The sequence below is a fragment of the Nocardioides sp. WJ219 genome, from assembly GCF_058559815.1.
In genome coordinates this window covers 407495-426281 of record NZ_JBZUJV010000001.1, presented here as the reverse complement: position 1 = coordinate 426281, position 18787 = coordinate 407495, and the positions used below count along the sequence as shown (strand labels likewise).

At 74.2% G+C, this 18787-nt stretch carries 16 protein-coding genes; 7 read left to right on the top strand and 9 right to left on the bottom strand.

The genetic code is table 11. The features are described from left to right. The first annotated feature begins 4 nt into the window (after nucleotides 1-4). From AC4MBH_RS02005 to AC4MBH_RS01995, 3 genes are read left to right on the top strand one after another with little or no spacing between them, the layout of a single operon-like run. Entirely contained in the window at nucleotides 5-1009 is a 1005-nt protein-coding gene (locus AC4MBH_RS02005; RefSeq protein ID WP_491792658.1) for a TIGR03617 family F420-dependent LLM class oxidoreductase, read from the top strand. 38 nt (nucleotides 1010-1047) lie between these two features. Beyond that, the gene (locus AC4MBH_RS02000) at nucleotides 1048-1752 is read left to right on the top strand and encodes a DsbA family oxidoreductase (RefSeq protein ID WP_491792657.1); all 705 of its coding nucleotides are present in this window, start codon (nucleotides 1048-1050) and stop codon (nucleotides 1750-1752) included. Between the two features lie 24 nt (nucleotides 1753-1776). Beyond that, nucleotides 1777-3378 carry a fatty acyl-CoA synthetase gene (locus AC4MBH_RS01995; RefSeq protein WP_491792656.1) on the top strand — a complete coding sequence of 534 codons (1602 nt, stop codon included), beginning with the start codon at nucleotides 1777-1779 and terminating at the stop codon, nucleotides 3376-3378. A 3-nt stretch (nucleotides 3379-3381) separates the two neighbouring features. Here the strand turns inward: AC4MBH_RS01995 and AC4MBH_RS01990 are convergent, their stop codons facing one another. Genes AC4MBH_RS01990 through AC4MBH_RS01975 form a run of 4 tightly spaced genes read right to left on the bottom strand, consistent with a single transcriptional unit; the run spans nucleotide 3382 to nucleotide 9651 of the window. Further along, the gene (locus AC4MBH_RS01990) at nucleotides 3382-4680 is read right to left on the bottom strand and encodes a glycoside hydrolase family 6 protein (protein WP_491792655.1); all 1299 of its coding nucleotides are present in this window, start codon (nucleotides 4678-4680) and stop codon (nucleotides 3382-3384) included. Between the two features lie 9 nt (nucleotides 4681-4689). Next, on the bottom strand, nucleotides 4690-5604 hold the full coding sequence (locus AC4MBH_RS01985; RefSeq protein ID WP_491792654.1) for an LLM class flavin-dependent oxidoreductase: 915 nt from the start codon (nucleotides 5602-5604) through the stop codon (nucleotides 4690-4692). A 5-nt stretch (nucleotides 5605-5609) separates the two neighbouring features. Beyond that, on the bottom strand, nucleotides 5610-6947 hold the full coding sequence (locus AC4MBH_RS01980) for an MFS transporter (RefSeq protein ID WP_491792653.1): 1338 nt from the start codon (nucleotides 6945-6947) through the stop codon (nucleotides 5610-5612). Nucleotides 6948-7005: 58 nt separating this feature from the next. Continuing rightward, on the bottom strand, nucleotides 7006-9651 hold the full coding sequence (locus AC4MBH_RS01975; RefSeq protein ID WP_491792652.1) for a reprolysin-like metallopeptidase: 2646 nt from the start codon (nucleotides 9649-9651) through the stop codon (nucleotides 7006-7008). 125 nt (nucleotides 9652-9776) lie between these two features. Between AC4MBH_RS01975 and AC4MBH_RS01970 the strand changes: the two genes are divergently transcribed. Together AC4MBH_RS01970 and AC4MBH_RS01965 are read left to right on the top strand one after the other, a co-directional pair. Next, complete coding sequence (locus tag AC4MBH_RS01970; protein ID WP_491793056.1) at nucleotides 9777-10526, top strand: dihydrofolate reductase family protein; 750 nt, start codon at nucleotides 9777-9779, stop codon at nucleotides 10524-10526. A 5-nt stretch (nucleotides 10527-10531) separates the two neighbouring features. After that, nucleotides 10532-11452 carry a dihydropteroate synthase gene (locus AC4MBH_RS01965; RefSeq protein WP_491792651.1) on the top strand — a complete coding sequence of 307 codons (921 nt, stop codon included), beginning with the start codon at nucleotides 10532-10534 and terminating at the stop codon, nucleotides 11450-11452. Here the strand turns inward: AC4MBH_RS01965 and AC4MBH_RS01960 are convergent. The 5 genes from AC4MBH_RS01960 to rfbA all read right to left on the bottom strand — a co-directional run bounded on the left by AC4MBH_RS01960 (nucleotide 11449) and on the right by rfbA (nucleotide 16802). Beyond that, nucleotides 11449-12609: a glycerophosphodiester phosphodiesterase family protein gene (locus AC4MBH_RS01960; protein WP_491792650.1), complete on the bottom strand. Its 1161-nt coding sequence runs from the start codon at nucleotides 12607-12609 to the stop codon at nucleotides 11449-11451. The genes AC4MBH_RS01965 and AC4MBH_RS01960 overlap by 4 nt on opposite strands. 47 nt (nucleotides 12610-12656) lie before the next feature. Then, nucleotides 12657-13568 carry an alpha/beta hydrolase gene (locus AC4MBH_RS01955; protein WP_491792649.1) on the bottom strand — a complete coding sequence of 304 codons (912 nt, stop codon included), beginning with the start codon at nucleotides 13566-13568 and terminating at the stop codon, nucleotides 12657-12659. Between the two features lie 56 nt (nucleotides 13569-13624). Continuing rightward, complete coding sequence (locus tag AC4MBH_RS01950) at nucleotides 13625-14443, bottom strand: N-acetylmuramoyl-L-alanine amidase (RefSeq protein ID WP_491792648.1); 819 nt, start codon at nucleotides 14441-14443, stop codon at nucleotides 13625-13627. Then, nucleotides 14440-15444 carry a UDP-glucose 4-epimerase GalE gene (gene galE / locus AC4MBH_RS01945; protein WP_491792647.1) on the bottom strand — a complete coding sequence of 335 codons (1005 nt, stop codon included), beginning with the start codon at nucleotides 15442-15444 and terminating at the stop codon, nucleotides 14440-14442. The genes AC4MBH_RS01950 and galE overlap by 4 nt, the downstream gene beginning before the upstream one ends. A gap of 488 nt (nucleotides 15445-15932) precedes the next feature. Continuing rightward, a complete protein-coding gene (rfbA, locus tag AC4MBH_RS01940; RefSeq protein ID WP_491792646.1) occupies nucleotides 15933-16802 on the bottom strand; it encodes a glucose-1-phosphate thymidylyltransferase RfbA in 870 nt (289 codons plus the stop codon). Between the two features lie 71 nt (nucleotides 16803-16873). Between rfbA and gmd the strand changes: the two genes are divergently transcribed. Then, nucleotides 16874-17854, top strand: a complete 981-nt coding sequence (gene gmd / locus AC4MBH_RS01935; protein ID WP_491792645.1) for a GDP-mannose 4,6-dehydratase — start codon at nucleotides 16874-16876, stop codon at nucleotides 17852-17854. Then, entirely contained in the window at nucleotides 17851-18786 is a 936-nt protein-coding gene (locus tag AC4MBH_RS01930; RefSeq protein ID WP_491792644.1) for a GDP-mannose 4,6-dehydratase, read from the top strand. Before gmd ends, AC4MBH_RS01930 begins: the two co-directional genes overlap by 4 nt. The last annotated feature ends 1 nt before the right edge of the window (nucleotide 18787 follow it).

Below are 18787 nucleotides of genomic sequence, written 5' to 3'. Positions count from 1 at the left end.
CGTCGTGCTCCTCGACGTCCAGCTCGACGCCCGTCCCGACGCCGTCGCCGACCGGGCCCGCGAGCTCGTCGGGGCCGGGGTCGACGGCCTGTTCACCTTCGAGGGCCCCCACGACGTGTACCTCCCGCTCGCGGTGGCGTCCCAGGTGGTCGAGACCGACCTGATGACCAACGTCGCGATCGCGATCCCCCGCTCCCCCGTGCACCTGGCCCACGCGGCCTGGGACCTGCAGCTGATGAGCCGCGGCCGGTTCCGCCTCGGCCTCGGGTCGCAGATCAAGGTGCACGTCGAGAAGCGGTACGGCGCCACCTGGTCGCCGCCCGCGGCGCGGATGCGCGAGATCGTGCTGGCGACGAAGGCGATCCTCGCCTCCTGGCAGGACGGCACCCGCCTCGACTTCCGGGGCGAGCACACCCAGCACACGCTGATGCCGCCGACGTTCGTGCCCGGCCCCCACCCCCACGGCGCACCGCCGGTGCTCCTCGGCGCCCTCGGCCCGCTGATGACCCGCACGGCCGCCGAGGTGGCCGACGGCCTGCTGGTGATGCCGTTCCACAGCCACCGGCACGTGCGCGGGCGCACCCTGCCGGCCGTCTCGGAGGGACTCGCCGCCGCCGGTCGCACCGAGGTCGCGATCTACCCCCAGGCCATCACCGCGATGGGCCGCACCCCCGACGAGCAGGCCGCCGCCGACGCCGGCGTCCGGATGCTGCTCGCCTTCTACGGCTCCACCCCGGCCTACCGGCCGGTCCTCGACATCGAGGGGTGGGGCGACCTGCAGCCGCGGCTGAACGCACTGTCCAAGACCGGCGACGTCGCCGCGATGACCGCCCTCGTCACCGACGAGATGCTCGAGACCCTCGCCGTCCGCGGCACCCCCGAGGACTGCGCGGCCGAGCTCGTCCGCCGGTTCGGTGACCTCACCGACCGGGTCTGCTGCTACTTCCCCGGCTACGACCCCCCGCTCGCGCAGGTCGGCGCGCTGCGGGCGGCGTTGGCGTCGGGCTGAGGCGGGAACACCGCCGCAGCGCCGGCGGTTCTCCCCGCATGCGCATCGAGATCTGGTCCGACGTCGTCTGCCCCTGGTGCTACATCGGCAAGCGCCGGCTCGAGGAGGCCCTCGCCGGCTTCGAGCACCGCGACGAGGTCGAGGTGGTGTGGCGCTCGTTCCAGCTCGACCCGTCCGCGCCCACCGAGCCGACCGAGAACGTCGCCGAGATGCTCGGCCGCAAGTACGGCGGCGGCCCCGACCGCGCCCGGCAGATGATGGCGCAGGTGCAGCAGGTCGCGGCCGAGGTCGGGCTCGACTTCACCAGGCACGCCGACGGCCTGCACCTCAACACCGTCGACGCCCACCGGCTCCTCCACGCCGCCGGTGACCGCCGCGCGGAGCTGAAGGAGGCGATGCTGAACGCCTACTTCGTCGAGGCCCGCAACCTCGCCGACCACGACGTCCTCGTCGAGCTCGCCACCGCCGCCGGCCTCGACGCCGGCGAGGCGCGCGCCGTCCTCGCAGGAGACGCCCACGCCGAGGAGGTGGCGGCCGACGCCGCCCAGGCCGCGGCGTACGGCGCTACGGGCGTGCCGTTCTTCGTCGTCGACCAGAAGTTCGGCGTCAGCGGCGCCCAGGCCACCGAGGTCTTCGCCCAGCTGCTCGAGCGCGCCTGGGCCGAGCGGTCCCCGATCCAGATGGTCTCCGCCGGAGGTGTCGCCCCCGGCTGCGAGGGCGACGAGTGCGCGCTGCCGGAGTGAGGCCGACGACGTAGGTTCGGGGGCATGACGCCGCTCCCGGACCCGGTCAGCACCGCCCGTCAGCACGCGCTCGGCGACCTGCCCCGGCGTACGGCGCAGCGCTTCCCCGACAAGCCCGCGCTCGTCGACGGCAACACGTCGTACACGTTCGCCGAGCTCGGCGCCGTCGTCGACCGGGCCGCCGCGGCGATCGCCGACGCCGGCCTGCGTCCGGGCGACAAGCTGGCGCTGCTCTGCCACAACTCCTGGCAGTACGCCGTGCTGGTCTTCGCGACCGCCCGCGTCGGCGTGGTGCTGGTGCCGATCAACTTCATGCTCGGCGCCGACGAGGTGGCCTTCATCCTCGACCACAGCGAGGCCGCGGCGTTCGTGGCCGAGGACGCGCTCCTCGAGGTGGCGACCCAGGCCCTCGACGGCCTCGACCACGACGTGCCGACCCGGGCCGTCGTCCGGCTGACCGGGGGCGACGTGCCCGACGGGTGGGTCGACGCGCAGACCTGGTTCGACCACGCCGGCGTGCCGCCGGCGGTGCTCGTCGGCGACGACGACCCGGTCCGCCTGATGTACACCTCCGGCACCGAGTCGCGACCCAAGGGGGCGCTGCTCAGCAGCCGCTCCCTGATGTGGCAGTACGCCAGCTGCGCCCTCGACGGCGACTACCGGCCCGACGACGTCGACCTGCACACGCTGCCGCTCTACCACTGCGCCCAGCTCGACGTCTTCCTCGGTCCCGACGTCTGGCTCGGCACCACCTCGGTGGTCCTCCCGGGACCCGACCCGGCCGCGATCCTGCGCGCGGTCGAGGAGCACCGGGTGACGAAGTTCTTCGCGCCGCCGACCGTCTGGATCGCGCTGCTCCGCCACCCGGGCTTCGACGACGCCGACCTGTCGTCGCTGCAGAAGGGCTACTACGGCGCCTCGCCGATGCCGGTCGAGGTGCTCAAGGAGATCCAGGAGCGGCTGCCCGCCGTCCGGCTCTGGAACTTCTACGGCCAGACCGAGATGGCGCCGCTGGCCACCTCGCTCGGCCCCGACGAGCAGCTCTCCCACCCCGGGTCGGCCGGTCGCGCGTCGCTCAACGTCGAGACCCGGGTCGTCGACCCCGACGGCGCGTCGGTCGACCCGCTCCCGCCCGGCGAGGTCGGCGAGATCGTGCACCGCTCGCCGCACGCGACCCTGGGCTACTTCAAGGACGAGGAGAAGACCGCCGAGGCGTTCGCGCACGGCTGGTTCCACTCCGGCGACCTCGGCTACCTCGACGACGGCGGCCGCCTCTACGTCGTCGACCGCAAGAAGGACATGATCAAGACCGGCGGCGAGAACGTCGCCAGCCGCGAGGTCGAGGAAGCCGTCTACACGATGCCCGGCGTCGCCGAGGTCGCGGTCTTCGGCGTCAGCCACCCGCGCTGGGTCGAGGCCGTGGTCGCGGTCGTGGTGCCCAAGGACGGCGAGCAGCTCGCGCCCGACGACGTGATCGCCCACTCGCGGTCGGTCCTGGCCGGCTACAAAACGCCCAAGTACGTCGTCGTCGCCGACGGGCTGCCCAAGAACCCCAGCGGCAAGATCCTCAAGCGCCAGCTGCGCGACGAGCATGCCGACCTGGCCGCCGGCGCGGCGGACGGGTAGCCGTCACCCGAACGGCGAGCTGCGCACGATGGCCAGGGCGCGGTCCATCTGGAACGGCTCGTTCTGGCGGTAGAGCCACGGCCGACCGAACCACAGGTAGGCGTCGACGTGCCGGCGCGCCAGCCGCTCGACGTCGTCGGGCAGGCCCCAGCGGTCGGCACCGACGGCGGTCGTCGGCGGGATGCCGAGGGCCACGCAGGTGCGGGTGTCGGTCCGGCTGCGGCACGGGTAGGCGTTGTCGGGGTCGGGGCCGGTGTACGTCCCGAACTCGAAGCCCTTGCCGTTGCTGCTGGTGTTGATCACGACCTTCTTGCCGGGCAGGCCGCGCTCGGCGAGCTCGGCGACCAGCTCGGCGCCGCGGCGTACCTCTGCCTCGGTCGGGGAGTAGTGCGTGCTGTTGAGCGCGACGCCACGGGCGTGGCGGATGCCGCCGGCCACCAGGAAGTCGGCCGCGGCGGACGCCCCGCCCTGACCGCTGGCGGAGGGCCAGTCGCCGGCGCCGCCGTCGATGTAGACGCTGGTGTGCGGCAGGGCGCCGAGCTTGCGGGCGGAGTAGGCGATCAGCTGCGAGGGCAGCCGCGAGCCGCGCGGGGCGCACAGCGCGAACGGCCCGTCGGGCTGCAGGATCACCGCGGTGTGCGTCGACCCGATCGCGCGGGCGAAGTTGTCGGTCCACCGCTTGTACGACGCCTGCTCGGCCGCCGTGGGCAGCCGGCGGCAGGCGTCGTGCTCCCACGGCACCATCCGGAACATCGACATCTGCACGAGCTTCGCCGGGTCGCCGGCCTGGGAGACGCGGATGTAGTCGCGGGTCTTCTGGAAGATCTCGCCGACGGGGATCCAGTCCCCCATCCACTTGGCCTTGGGTCGCAGCGCGATCTTGGCGAGCGTGGCACGGGTAGCGCCACGGGAGCGCTCGTAGGGCTCCCACACCATCTCCTGCGGACCCTGGTAGACGCCCCAGGGGCGTCCGGCGAGAGGGTTGGCGTCCCGCGCGGCCCGCGCGGCCCGGGCGGCCCGGGCAGCCCGGGCGGCACGCTGCTCCTCGAGCGTGCGGCGCAGCTGGTCGCGCCGGCGCTGCTGGCGCTCCGCCTGGGCCTGGGCCTTGCGCCGCAGGTCGGTCAGCGACGGCTCCTCGACCGGGGCGGGCGAGGGGGCGTCGAGGGTCGGCGACGGTGACGTCGTGGCACTGGTGCTGCGACCGGACGCCGCGGGCTCGGCCCGGTCGGGGGTGGACCCGCTCCCGCAGGCGGTCACCCCCAGCACGAGGCCGGTCAGGACGGCGGTGACGCGCAGGCGCATCGCCCCTGTCTACACGACGTCGGCCACGACCTCGGCGACGCGGTGCACCTGGTCGACGTCGGACCCGGTGGGGATCAGGTGCACCTCGTCGGCGCCGACGTCGGCGAACGACCGCAGCACGGCGCGCAGCTCGGCGGGGGTCCCGGCGAAGCCCGTGGTGGGCGCCATCGCGTCGACGAGGTCGGCCGGCAGCCAGTTCATGTAGTGCCGCAGGTGGCGGTGGACCTGGGCGCGGGCGCTCCCATCGGCACCCGTCGGTGGCTCGAGGGCGACCCAGAACGACGTCGTCAGCCGCGGCGGCTGCCGGCCGGCGTCGGCCCAGGCGGAGCGCGCGAGGTCGAAGAGCCCACCGACCGCCACCGGGTCGAGGTCGAGGGTGACGCCGGCCAGGCCGTCGGCCCACACGGCCGCGCTGCGGATGGTCCGGGGTCCCATGGTGCCGACCAGCAGCTCGGGGCCGCCCTCCTGCACCGGCGGCGGTCCGACGGGGCGGACCGCCTCGGTGACCGGCTCGCCACGCCACACCCGCTGCATCACGGCGACCCGCTCGGCCATGCCGCGCCTGGTCTGGGTGGCGGTGTCGGCACCGACGGCGCGGTAGTCCTCCTCGCGGCCGCCGACACCGAGACCCACGGTCAGCCGTCCCCGGGCCAGCTGGTCGCCGGTGGCCAGCGACTTGGCCAGCAGCACCGGGTCGTGCAGCTGCGGCACGACCACCGTGGTCACCAGCCGCACCCGCGACGTCCACGCGGCCACCGCGCCCAGCAGGGTCAGCGTCTCGGGGTTGTCGAACGCCATCCGCTCGCCGAAGCAGAGCGACGCGAACGGTCCCTCGTCGGTGGCGCGCGCCCACGCCTCCAGGGTCTCCGGACCGCGGGCCCACAGGTCGGGCTCCATCACGGGCAGGGTCATCCCGACGCGCATGGGCGTCACTCTCGCAGAGCGGCCTTCCGGCTGGAGCGGAGCTCGGGGGCGAGCACGGCCAGGCCGAGGAGCGGCAGCAGCGCGAGCACGGCCAGGCTGCGGTCGACGCCGACCACGTCGCCGAGGCCGCCGACTATCGCCGAGCCGATGCTGCCGCCGACGAGGAACACGAGGGTGGCCACGCCGAGCGCCACTCCGCGGACGTCGGGCTCGACCGCGTCGGCGACGGCGGCGGTCATCGCCGGCTGGCCCAGGCCGAAGGCCATCGTCACCAGCAGCACGCCGACGGCGAGCAACGGCGCCGACGTCAGCGACGCGCCGAGCGCGGCCACCAGCAGGGCGACCGCGGCCACCGCGCCCGACACCGCGACCGCCCGCGCCGGGCCGAAGCGGTCGATGGCACGGCCCGCGAAGCGGGGCACGACGAGCGCGACCGCGGCGCTGGGCAGCAGGAGCAGGCCCACCTGCCAGGGCTCCCAGCCGTCCCCGACGAGCACGGCCGGCACCCCGACGAGCAGGGCGAACCAGGCGGCCGGCACCGCCGCCGCCGACGACGCCGTCCGCACCACGAAGCCGTTGCCCACGACCTCCAGCGGTAGGAACCCGTGGGGTCGGCGGCGTACCCAGGCCGCCGTCACCGGCGCCCCGAGCACCAGCAGCAGCACCCCGGCGACCGCGACCACGAGGCCGGTCGACGGCGACTGCACCAGCAGCACCACCCCGGCAGCTGTGAGCGCCACCAGCACGGCCCCGACCAGGTCGAGGCGCGCGCCGGTGCCGTCGCGGGTCAGCGCCGGCCAGAGCACCGGGATGACCAGGAGGCCGAGCACGGGCAGCGCCATCACGGCCCGCCAGCCGAAGGCGTGCTCGACGACCCCGCCGACCAGGGGACCCAGGCAGCTCACGGCCGCGGCGACCCCCGCGAGCCGGCCGAGGGCGAGGCCACGCACGGGGCCGGCGTACCGCCCGTTGAGCACGGCGACGCCGAGCGTCGGCACCGCGGCCGCGCCGGCGCCCTGGACCAACCGGGCCAGCAGCAGCACCGAGAACGACGGCGCCGCGGCAGCCAGCACCGCCCCGGCCGTCATCAGCCCCACCCCCACCAGCAGCGGGATCCGGATGCCGATCAGGTCGGAGACCCGGCCGTAGACGGCGGTGGTCACCGCGAGCATCAGCGCGTAGAGGCTGATCGTCCACGTCGCGACGCCGGCACTGGTGCCGAGGTCGTCGGCGATCAGCGGCACCGCGACCGCCGCCGACGACGAACCCATGCCGGCCAGCCCGAACAGCAGCCCGAGCAGCAGCGACACCCGGCGGGAGTCGTCGGGGGGGTCGGAGGTCACGAAAGGATTGAACACGAGCGGCGAGACGGTTGTTCCCGACAACCGTCGAGGACAGCGATCAGCGGATCCGGAACGTCCGGGGGCTGACGGCGTAGAAGTGGTTGCCGGCGGCGGCCACGATGATCCGGGCCCGCTGGGTGCGGACGCCGCGGGGCAGGGTGACCCGCTTGGCGCCGTCGTTGGCCGTGGCGCCGGCCAGGGTGCGGTTCCAGGTGGTGCCGCCGTCGGTGGAGAGGTAGATCGTCACCCGCTCGGACAGCTTGCGGGTGCCGTTGACCTTCCAGCGCACGTCGAGGGAGGTGCCACGCGCCTTGGTGATGCCCTTGCGGGACTGGGAGGTGACCAGGAACGGCCCGGCCGAGGGCACGACCCGCATCGTCACCCGGCGGGTCGCCACGCCGCCGCGCTGGTCTCGGACGGTGTAGCGGAAGTGCATGACCCGCTTGCCGGCGCCCTGGGTGCCGAGGTAGCCCTTGGTCGGCAGGTACTCGCTGAAGCACTCGACCACCGCGGGCCGGACCGGGACGTAGTCGTCGAGGTCGTCGGGCAGGGGCGCGACCCTGGGGCAGGTGCCGGTGCGGGCGTTGGTGTTGCCCGAGAGCACCTGGGCGAGGTCGGGGAAGTAGCGGGTGCCGTTGCGGCCGGCGATGTTCTGGCCCGGGGACGGAGACTCGAGCGAGGCCTCGTCGCTGACCCGTGCCGCGGTGCCGAAGACCCGGAACAGCGGGCCGTAGATCTTGCGGTTGCTGACCAGGGAGGTGCCCTTGCCGTCGAGGCCGCGGTCGGCCTGCTCCCACAGGTGGACCAGGCGGTCGCCGTCGGGGTCGGCGGCGCGGCCGCTGAGCCGGAACGGGGTGCGGATCGGGAGCCTGCGGGTGACGCTGGTGGAGACCACCCGCGGCGCCCGGTCGTCGGTGGTGACGGTGTCGTCGCCGCCGTTGTCGGCCGCACCGCCCGTGGCGGTCTCGCCGACGAACCCGTCGACCCCGGCGCTGCCGCCCTCGTAGGTCAGCGGAGGGACGTCGACGTGGTCGCCCGCGACGTCGGGGGCCGGGCTCGGCGCGAAGATCACCTGGAAGCCGGTCGGCCCGACCGGGGTGAGCGGCGCCGGGTAGACCTCGTAGTCGCCGTAGGGGTCGTAGCCCCAGCCGGCGATGGTCACGTCGCGGCCGGTGAGGTCCTCGACGGCCGCCTCGACGGTCGCGGCGTCGTAGGCCCCCGCGGTGATGGTCACCGGCGGCTGGTCGCCGAAGCCGAGGTCGAAGCTCGAGCCCGGGCCACCGAACCCGCTGAGCGAGACGGTCTGCACCTCGACCACGGGCGGCAGCGACGTGCGGGTGTAGCCGTTGACCTCGTCGAGGGTCTGGAAGGAGAAGTAGGGGTCGGTGTGGGGCTGCAGGTCGTCCTGCAGGCAGAGGCCGGCGTAGGCCATCACCGAGGACCCCGAGCCGGGCTCGACGGAGGTCCCGCCATTGCGGTTGGGGCCGGCACAGGCGTACTGCACGCCTTCGAAGGTGAATTGCACCCCGTTGAAGGTGTGGTTGCCGGAGAACTGGTGGCCCAGCTCGTGGGCGACGTAGTCGATGGCGAAGAAGTCGCCCTTCGGCTCGGGCAGGCCGGTGCAGCCACCGCCCTTGTAGTCGGCCCCGACGACGCCGAGGTAGGCGACGCCGCCGCCGTTGTTGCCGAGCGCGATGTGTCCGACGTCGTAGCCGGCGGCGCCGATGACCTGGCCGAGGACGACGCGGTTGCGGCCGAGGGTCTCGGTGGAGCAGAAGTCGAGGTCGCCGTACTGCTCGGCGGGCGGGGCGCCGGGGTCGACCACGGTGCGGAAGCAGGGCTCGCCGCCGCACGGGCCGTCGGGGCCGGTGGCCTCGGCGGCGGTGTCGAAGTTGAGCTGGTCGGTCTCGTTGATCAGCTGCAGGGTGATCGCGAGGTCCTGGCGGTAGATCTGGTTGACCCGGTTGATCAGCGTGGCCTTCTCGGCCAGCACGTTGTCGGTGCCGAAGTAGGTGGCGTAGGTGGGGTCGGAGGTGAGCGCGAGCCGGTAGCGCTTCTCGACGACGGCCCCGCCGGCGCGGGACTGCGCCGTCCGGTCGCGGCGCAGGACCTCGCGGCGCAGCTCGGGTGCCTGGCGCTCGACGAACGCCTCCTCCGGGCGCGTGGTGGCGGCGCCGTAGAAGGCGAGGTGGGTGGTGGTCCCGCGGCGGTCGTGGGCCGGGTCGACGTACCAGGAGCGCTGCCCCTGCGGACCGCGGACCGCGGCGTGGAAGCCCATCGGCGTGACGTCGAGCGCCACCGTGGTGGTGGGGTCGTCGACGGCGTGGCCGGTGTAGGTGGCGATCTCGGGGTGCGCGGCCGCGAGCCCGGGAGCGAGCACCTCGGTGCGGGTCACCGAGAAGTCCTCGGTGTCGCCGGTGGGGGTCGGGACGGCGAAGACCGTGCCGCCGCCGCTGCCCTCGGCGGGCGCGTCGGCGAGGCGGTCGCGCACCTCGCCGAGGTCGACCCGCACCGCGACGAAGCGCTCGGGGTCGACCCGCACCTTGGCACCGGTGGGCTCGAAGCCGCTGACCGGGCGGAACGCCGGGTCGTCGGGCACGGCGGACGTCGACGGGTCGGCCGAGGACGCCAGTGCCGGAAGCAGGCCCACGGCCGCGACCACGGTGGTGGCGACGGCGAGGCGGGCGAGGCGGGTGTGACGCATCGGGGGGCTCCCTTCCCTGCCCGGCCGCACGACCGGGCTGTCCAGCACCCTAGGCCTGTCCACCGACAGTGACCACGGGGTGGGCTGCGGAAGCTGCCGCTGCGCCTAGCCTCGGACGGGTGGAGATGATCTGGGGTCCGCGCCGCGGCGAGCTCGACGACGACGCGGTGCTGGCGGCGTACCCCTGGCCGGCGTCGGGGCCGTGGGTGCGCGCGATGATGGTGACGACGCTCGACGGCGCCAGCGCCGGGCCCGACGGGCTCAGCGGGTCGATCTCGTCGGCGGTCGACAAGGCCGTCTTCGACGCCGTACGACGCCTGGCCGACGCCGTGCTCGTCGGGGCCGGCACGATCCGCGCCGAGCGCTACGGCGCGCTGCTGACCAAGCCCGCCGACGCGGTGACCCGGCGCGAGGCCGGGCAGCGCCCGGCACCGGTCGTGGCCGTCGTCAGCCCCTCGCTCGACCTGCCGTGGGACGGTGACCTGTTCACCGGCTCGACCGAGGAGCCCCTGGTGCTCACCGTGGCCCGGCCCCCGGCCGAAGCCCTGGCCCGGGCCCGCGAGGCCCGCGCGACCGTCGTCCACGCGCCAGGCGACGACGTACCGGCGCACTTCGTGCTCGACACGCTCCTCGAGCGCGGCCTGCGTCGCGTGGTCTGCGAGGGCGGGCCGCGGTTGCTGGAGTCGATGGTGCGCGCCGGGCTCGTCGACGAGGCCGACATCACCCTCTCCCCCGCGTTCGCCGGCCTCGGTCACGCCTCGCGCACCGACGGGCTCGACGAGGTCATCGGCTTCGGGCTGGAGCACGTGCTGACCGCCGAGGGCTTCCTGATGAACCGCTACGTGCGGGCCGACGGGTCGTCCGTGGGAGCCTGACGGCCGTGATCAGCCTCTCCGGGCTCGCCCGGCTCGCCTCCGACCACGCCGACGACCTCGACCGACCCGTCGAGCCGCTGCGGGTCGGCGACCGGGTCCTCGACACCGACGCCCGGCCCGTGGTGATGGGGGTGGTCAACCTGTCGCAGGACTCCACCTACCGCGAGAGCGTCGTGGTCTCCCGCGCGACGGCCGTACGTCGCGGCAAGGTGCTGGCCGCCCAGGGCGCCGACGTCGTCGACGTCGGCGCCGAGTCGAGCAAGGCGACCGCCGCCCGCGTCGACGCCGAGGGCCAGCGGGCGACGCTGGTGCCGGTGGTCGAGGAGCTCGCGGCGGCGGGCCTCACGGTCTCGGTCGAGAGCTACGAACCCGGCGTGGTCGCCGACTGCCTGGCCGCCGGCGCGCAGGTGCTCAACCTGACCGGCTCGGCCGAGGACGCCGCGATGTTCGACCTCGCCGCCGAGCACGGCGCCACCGTCGTGCTGTGCCACGTGCTCGGCGCCCACGCCCGCGACCTCGACCGCACCGTCGACGACGCCGACCCGGTCCCGCGGATGCTCGACCAGTTCGCCCGCCGCATCGACGACGCCCGCGCCCGCGGTGTCCGGGGCATCGCGATCGACCCCGGCCTCGGGTTCGCGTTCTCGCCGACCGACCAGCTCGCCCGGGTGCAGCACCAGACGGCCGTGCTGCTCGGCTCGTTCCGGCTGCGGCGGCTCGGCGTCCCGGTCTGCCACCAGCTGCCGCACTCGTTCGAGCTGTTCGAGGACCAGTTCCGCGGCGCCGAGGGCGTCTTCGCCGTGCTCGCCCACCTCGGCGGCACCGGCGTCTACCGCACCCACGAGGTGCCGCACGTGGTCGCCGTCCTCGACGCGATGCGGCGGCTGCCGGTGCGCGCGCCCGGGTCGGCCGCGAACCCGGCCTAGTCCTCCTCCGGCTCCTCGGCCGCCAGGTCGTCGACGGCCTCGACGACCTCGGCCGGCGACTCGGCGAGGACCACGTCGGCGCCGATGTCCCGCAGGCCCGTGACCTGGGCCAGCAGGTTGCCGCGGGCGGCCGGGTCGTCGCCGGTGCGGAACCCGGGTGCGAGCCGGGCGTTCTCGTAGGAGATGGGCGTGACCACCAGGGCGAGGTCACGCTCGTGGAGCCGCTCGGCCAGCTCGAAGGGCTCTCGGCCCTCGAAGGCGTCGACCTCCACCACGACCGCGTCGATCGTGTCGGGCAGCTCGTCGAGCGCCTCGGGCTCGAGACGGTCGGCCGACGCGGCGTCGACGACGTACGCCGAGAGCACGTTGTCGCCCAGGTTGTCCTCGAGCCGTCGCAGGACCCCGAGGTCGGCCGACTCCACGGTGACCAGCTCGGGCTCGATGACCAGGCGGGCCTTGCGCAGCGCCTTGGCCAGGGCGGGCTCGATCGGCTTCCCCGCCTCACGGAAGTACGTCGGCCGCTGCGGGTGCACGAACAGCCCGATCTCGCGGCCCTGCTCCTCCGAGAGCTCCAGGACCCGGACGAGGAGGTCGTCGAACCCGACCACCCCCAGCTCGCCGTCGTAGGAGGTGTTTCCGGGGCGCAGCTCGGGTTCGGGCTCCACCAGGCGCAGGGTCTGCAGCTCCTCGAGCGTGAAGTCCTCGGAGAACCAGCCGGTGACCTCGACGTCGTCGACGACCTTGGTCGTCTCGCGGTCGGCGAACTCGGCCCGGTCGGCGACGTCGGTGGCGGCGCTCAGCTCGTGGTCGGTGAGGGCGACGAGCTGCTCGTCGGAGGTGGCGACGACGTCGACCTCGAGGTGGTCGACGCCGGCCTCGACGGCGAGCTCGAAGGACTCCAGGCTGTGCGCGGGGCGCTCGACCGGCGACCCGTACCGGCCGGCGACCAGCACCTCGCCGAGCCGGAGCGGCCCGTCCGAGACCTCCGGCTCCGAGGGCACGAACGTCGTGACGGCCTCGCCGGCCTCGGTCGGGGCCTCGCTGTCGGAGGGGGCGTCCCCGGAGAGCACCGAGACGGTGGCGAAGACCGCGGTGACGACGCCGACGACCGCGACGACCGCCAGCACCGCGCGGCGCACCCACCACTGCTCGTCCACGAGCGCCGACTGTAGTGCCCTGTGCCGATCGTCACGCGGGGTTCGGCTCAGGCGCGCAGGAGCGCGCCGATCCGCGCGGCGACGTCGTCGAGGGCCGCGTCGGCGGCGGGGCTCATCGGGCCCATGTCGATGAAGCCGTGCACGAGGCCGTCGTAGCGGACCCGGTCAACGGCGACGCCGGCCCCGGCGAGCCGGTCGGCGAAGGTCTCGCCCTCGTCGCACAGCGGGTCGTACTCGGCGGTGACCACCAGCGCCGGCGCGACCCCGGTGAGGTCGCCGAGCAGGGGCGAGTGGCGGGGGTCCTCGAGGTCGGTGGCGTCGCCCAGGTAGTGCCCCGCGAACCAGGTCATCGTGGGCATGTCGAGGAAGTAGCCCTCGGCGTTGCGGGTGCGGGAGGGGTAGTCGCCGGCCATGTGGGTGGCCGGGTAGATCAGCACCTGGGCGTCGACCTGGTCGCGCAGCGCCTGGGCCGCCACCGCGGCGAGGTTGCCGCCCGCGGAGTCGCCACCGACCCCCAGGACGCCGCTGCCGCCGAGCTCGGCGTCGTGGTCGGCCGCCCAGGACACCGCGGCCAGCGCGTCCTCGACCGCGGCCGGGAACGGCGACTCGGGCGCGAGCCGGTAGTCGATCGCGAGGACGACGGTCCCGGCCTGGCGGCAGATCCGGCGGCAGGTCTGGTCGTGGGTGTCGAGGTCGCCGATCACGAACCCGCCGCCGTGCAGGAACACCAGGGTCGGGACCGGGCCATCCCCCTCGGGCCGGTAGAGCCGCGCGGGGCGCCCGCCGACGGTGAGGTCCTCCACGCTGCCGACCGGCACCCGCGTCTCGGGCGTCACGAGGTCGACGGTCATCGCCCGGAACGCCCGGCGCGCGTCCTCGGGCGAGCTCTCGTGCATCGGCGGGTACGGCGCCGCCTCGATCAGCTGGAGCAGTGCGGCGGTCCCCGGGTCGAGTGGCATGGCCCGACCCTACCGACCGGTAGCCAGACCGTTGGCCAGACCGGTGGCCAGGTCGGTCAGCGCAGGAACGCGCGGGCCGCGGCGGCCAGCGCGCCGGCGTACCGCGCCCGGCCGGCGGGGCGGGTCATCGCCCGGGCGTCGACGTCGGCGCGCATGTTGCCCAGCTCGACCATCACGGTCGGGACGTCGGAGAGGTTGAGGGTGCCGAGGTCGGCGCGCACGTCGATCCCGTCGCCACCGGCGGTGTAGGTCGACACCGGGACGTCGGCCCGCCGCAGCGCCCGTCGTACGTCGAGGGCGAGGCGGCGCGAGGGCCGCCAGATGTCGTCGGTCCACGGCGCCCGGTCGGGCGGGCGGATGACGTGGAAGCCGTGGGCGCCGGCGGCGTAGGACCCGTCGGCGTGGACGCTGAGCTTGAGGTCGGCGTCGATCCGGTTGCCTGCGCGGCCGCGGGCGTCGACGCACGGGCCCCACCGGCGCTCGGAGTTGGTGGTGCGGGTGAGCGTGACGCGGGCGCCGAGGGCGCGCAGCCGCCGGGCGACGAGCCGGGAGACGGTCCAGGTGAACGTCGCCTCGGGGTAGCCGCCGTCGGTGGAGGTGCCGGTGGTGTTGCAGGGCTTGCGGAGCCCGCCGGCCGGCACCGCCCGGTTGACCTGCTCGGGGAAGTTGCGGTTGCCGAGCTGGTGGCCGGGGTCGATGACGACGACCCGGCCGGCGAGCGGTTTCGCGTCCGGCCGGGGCTCGTCGGTCGGCCGGGTCGCGGTGGGGGTGGTGGCGGTGCTGGTCGGGGCGTCGGGTGGCGCCGCGCGGTCCGCGCCGTCGCCGGCGCAGCCCGTCGCGAGCACGAGGACGGCCGTCGCCGCGGCGACCCTCACTCGTAGCCCAGGATCTCCTGGCGCTTGTCGGCCCAGGCCAGCGCCGAGGCGATCGCGTCGTCGATGCCGAGCTCGGTGCGCCAGTCGAGCAGGGCCGCCGCGCGGTCGACGTTGGCGTAGGCGCCGACGGCGTCGCCGGGCCGGGGCCCGGCCTCGGTGATCGGCACCTCCGAGCCGAAGACCCGCTCGAAGGAGGCCACCAGCTCGCGCACCGTGACGCCGTCGCCGGCGCCGACGTTGAGGATCGTGGACGTGGAGTCGACGTCGGTGAGCACCTGGTCGAAGCGCTCGACCGCGCGCACGTGGGCACGGGCGAGGTCCCAGACGTGGATGTAGTCGCGGATGCCGGTGCCGTCGCGGGTCGGCAGGTCGGTGCCGGTGACGGTGAACGACGGCTTCTGGCCGCGCGCCGCCAGCACCAGCTGCCCGAGCACGTGGCTGGGCTCCTTGACGTAGATGCCCGACTCGAGCCCCGGGTCGGAGCCGATCGGGTTGAAGTAGCGCAGGATCACGGCCCGCAGGTCGGTGGCCGCGGCGAGGTCGACGAGGACCTCCTCGATCATCCGCTTGGTGCGCGCGTACGGCGAGGGCGGGTCGAGCGGGTCGTCCTCGGTGACCTCGAAGCCGTCCTTGGTCGCGTAGAGGCTCGCCGAGGAGCTGAAGACCACGCGCGGCAGCCCGAGCGCGGTGAGCTCGTCGAAGAGCTCGAGCGACTTCGCGACGTTGTCGCGGTAGTAGAGGTAGGGCTGCTGGACCGACTCCGGGACGACGATCCGTGCCGCCATGTGGATGGTCGCGTCGAGGTCGGGGTGCTCCTCGGCGACGCGGCGCAGCAGCGCGCGGTCGGCGATGTCGCCCTCGTAGAAGGCCCGGTCGCGCACGAAGGCCCGCGGGCCGCTCAGCAACGAGTCGAGCACGACCGGCGTGTGGCCGGCCTCCTCGAGGGCCTTGCAGGTGATCGAGCCGATGTAGCCGGCTCCGCCGGTGACCAGGACCTTCATCCCGGCAGGCTATCCGGCGGCCTGGCGCGGCCGGGCGCGACCTGGCACGACGTGGCGCGACCTGTGGTGCCGGTCCGCGCCCGCGCGGCGCCGACGACCTCCCTCCAGTCGTCGGCGTCGCGCCGAGCGCGCAGGCACGGGTAGACCCGCGCCGCGGCTCGCCTTCGTCCTCGTGGCCGGTTCCCCGGCTCCGATGGGCAGGAGCACCATCACGACGAGTGTGCTCGCCCGCCGCCGTGGGCGCCTCCGCCCGACGGCTCGGTGCGTCTGGTCATTCGGGGTCAGGTGGGAGTGCCGAACGGGGGTGGGAGCCGGGGGGAGCCGGGGGTGGCGAGGGGTTCGGACGGCGGCGTCGGACCCCGCCGCTCGCACCAGCCCTCGACCCAACGCCGGGTGGGCAGAACCGGCGGTTCGGGGGTGATGCTTCGGCCCCGGAGTGCAGGATTCCCCGGTGCACCGGGGAAACCTGCACCAGCCGCCGAGCACCCTCAGCGCGGCTCGTCGAGCAGCCCGAGCAGGTAGCCGCCGTACCCGCTCTTGGCCAGCGAGCCCGCGATCTCCCGCAGGTCGTCGTCGCCGATGTAGCCCATCCGCCACGCGACCTCCTCCGGCGCGCCGACCTTGGTGCCCTGTCGGGCCTCGATGGCGCGGACGTAGTTGCTGGCGTCGTTGAGGTCGTCGAAGGTGCCGGTGTCGAGCCAGGCGGAGCCGCGGGGCAGCACCTCGACCTGGAGTCGGCCCTCCTCGAGGTAGAGCCGGTTGAGGTCGGTGATCTCGAGCTCGCCACGGGCCGAGGGCCGCAGCCCGCGGGCCTTCTCGACGACGTCGTTGCCGTAGAAGTACAGCCCCGGCACGGCGTACGGGCTGCGGGGGTGGGCGGGCTTCTCCTCCAGCGAGATCGCCGTGAAACCGGCGTCGAACTCCACCACGCCGTACGCTGTGGGGTCGGCGACGCGGTAGCCGAAGACCGCCGCGCCGTCGAGGTCGGCGAAGCGGCGCAGCCGGGTGCCCAGGCCGCCGCCGTAGAAGATGTTGTCGCCGAGCACGAGCCCCACCGGGTCGTCGCCGACGTGGTCGGCCCCGATCAGGAAGGCCTGGGCGAGCCCGTCGGGGCTCGGCTGGACGGCGTAGGTGATCGAGATGCCGAGGCGGGAGCCGTCGCCCAGCAGCCGCACGAACTGCTCGGCCTCGTGCGGGGTGGTGATGACCAGCACGTCGCGGATGCCGGCGAGCATCAGCGTCGACAGCGGGTAGTGGATCATCGGCTTGTCGTAGACGGGCATCAGCTGCTTGCTCACTGCGTGCGTGATCGGGTGCAACCGGCTGCCGGTGCCACCGGCCAGGATGATGCCTCGCATGCGCGCCATTGTGGTGCACACCCCGCGGTCCGGGCGCACGCCCCGCGGTGCCGCGGCGCATACTGACCGCCATGCCTTCCGCGCTGATCACCGGCATCACCGGCCAGGACGGCCTCTACCTCGCCGAGCTGCTGGTGCAGAAGGGGTACGCCGTCCACGGCGTCATCCGCGGTCAGAACAACCCCAAGCGCGACCTGGTCCAGGAGCTGCTGCCGACCGTCACGCTGCACAACGGCGACCTCACCGACATGTCCAGCCTGCTGCGGGCGCTGCGCGACTCCGACCCCGACGAGGTCTACAACCTCGGCGCCGTCTCGTTCGTGGCCTACTCCTGGGAGCAGGCGACGCTGACCACCGACGTGACCGCCAAGGGCGTGCTCACCCTCCTCGAGGCGCTGCGCCTGCACACCGGCGACGACCCGAGCCGGGTGCGGTTCTACCAGGCGTCGAGCTCGGAGATGTTCGGCAAGGTGCAGGAGGTCCCGCAGCACGAGCGCACCCTGCTGTGGCCGCGCTCGCCGTACGGCGTGGCCAAGGTGTTCGGGCACCACATGACGGTCAACTACCGCGAGTCCTACGGCATGCACGCCTCGTCGGGGATCCTGTTCAACCACGAGTCACCACGCCGCGGACCGGAGTTCGTGACCCGCAAGGTGAGCCAGGCCGTGGCCCGGATCCACCTGGGGCTGCAGGACGAGCTGGTGATGGGCAACCTCGACGCCGAGCGCGACTGGGGCTTCGCCGGCGACTACGTCGAGGCGATGTGGCTGATGCTGCAGCAGCCCGAGGCCGACGACTACGTGATCGCCACCGGCGAGACCCACTCGGTGCGCGAGTTCGTCCAGGCCGCGTTCGCCCACGTCGCCATCGACGACTGGCAGCGCTTCGTCCGCTTCGACGAGCGGTTCACCCGCCCGGCCGAGGTCGACCACCTCATCGGCGACGCGAGCAAGGCCCGCGAGGTGCTCGGTTGGAAGCCCAAGGTCGGCTTCGCCGAGCTGGTGCGGCTGATGGTGGACGCCGACATCGAGGCCTTCCGGACCGGCTGGTGACCCGGGCGCTCGTCACCGGCGTCGGCGGTCAGGACGGCGGCTACCTCGCCGAGACGCTGCTCGCCCGCGGCGTCGAGGTGCACGCGCTCGTGCTGCGCGACGACGCCGTCGTCGACGTGCCGGGTGACGTCGTCACCCACGTCGGCGACGTCACCGACGTCGAGGGCACGCGGGCGCTGCTGGCCGACCTGGCCCCCGACCACGTCTACAACCTCGCGGCCATCTCGTCGGTCGCGCAGTCGTGGGAGCAGCCCGACCTCGTGGCCCGGGTCAACGGCGGCGCGGCGGTCGCGCTGCTCGAGAGCGCATACCGGGTGGGGGCCCGCTTCGTGCAGGCCTCCAGCGCCGAGATCTTCGGCCAGCCCGCGACCGCACCCCAGGACGAGTCGACCCCGGTGCACCCCCTCAACCCGTACGGCGCCGCCAAGGCCTACGCCCACCTGATGGTCGACGTCTACCGCCGCCGCGGCCTGCACGCCTCGAGCCTGGTGCTCTACAACCACGAGTCGCCGCGGCGCCCACCCCACTTCGTCACCCGCAAGATCACCTCCACCGTCGCCGCCATCAGCCAGGGCCGCGCCGACCGCCTCACCCTCGGCAACCTCGACGCCCGCCGCGACTGGGGCTGGGCGCCCGACTACGTCGACGCCCTCGTGCGCGCCGCCGAGGCCGACACCCCCGACGACTACGTGATCGCCACCGGCCGGTCCCACGCCGTGCGCGACTTCGTGGCCGCCGCCTTCGCCCGCGTCGGCATCGACGACTGGGCCGAGCTGGTCGCCGTCGACGCCGACCTGGTCCGCCCCGCCGACGCCACCGAGCTCGTCGGCGACGCCACCCGCGCCCGCACCACCCTCGGCTGGACCCCCACCGTCGAGTTCGACGAGATCGTCGGCCGCATGGTCGCCGCCGACCTGGTTCAGGGAGACTGAC

Bases quoted from the DNA above. Each gene is read 5' to 3' on its own strand.
- AC4MBH_RS02000 (WP_491792657.1), top strand. From the start codon at position 1,048: ATGCGCATCGAGATCTGGTCCGACGTCGTCTGCCCCTGGTGCTACATC.
- AC4MBH_RS01995 (WP_491792656.1), top strand. From the start codon at position 1,777: ATGACGCCGCTCCCGGACCCGGTCAGCACCGCCCGTCAGCACGCGCTC.
- AC4MBH_RS01990 (WP_491792655.1), bottom strand. From the start codon at position 4,680: ATGCGCCTGCGCGTCACCGCCGTCCTGACCGGCCTCGTGCTGGGGGTG.
- AC4MBH_RS01985 (WP_491792654.1), bottom strand. From the start codon at position 5,604: ATGCGCGTCGGGATGACCCTGCCCGTGATGGAGCCCGACCTGTGGGCC.
- AC4MBH_RS01975 (WP_491792652.1), bottom strand. From the start codon at position 9,651: ATGCGTCACACCCGCCTCGCCCGCCTCGCCGTCGCCACCACCGTGGTC.
- AC4MBH_RS01970 (WP_491793056.1), top strand. From the start codon at position 9,777: ATGATCTGGGGTCCGCGCCGCGGCGAGCTCGACGACGACGCGGTGCTG.
- AC4MBH_RS01955 (WP_491792649.1), bottom strand. From the start codon at position 13,568: ATGCCACTCGACCCGGGGACCGCCGCACTGCTCCAGCTGATCGAGGCG.
- galE (WP_491792647.1), bottom strand. From the start codon at position 15,444: ATGAAGGTCCTGGTCACCGGCGGAGCCGGCTACATCGGCTCGATCACC.
- rfbA (WP_491792646.1), bottom strand. From the start codon at position 16,802: ATGCGAGGCATCATCCTGGCCGGTGGCACCGGCAGCCGGTTGCACCCG.
- gmd (WP_491792645.1), top strand. From the start codon at position 16,874: ATGCCTTCCGCGCTGATCACCGGCATCACCGGCCAGGACGGCCTCTAC.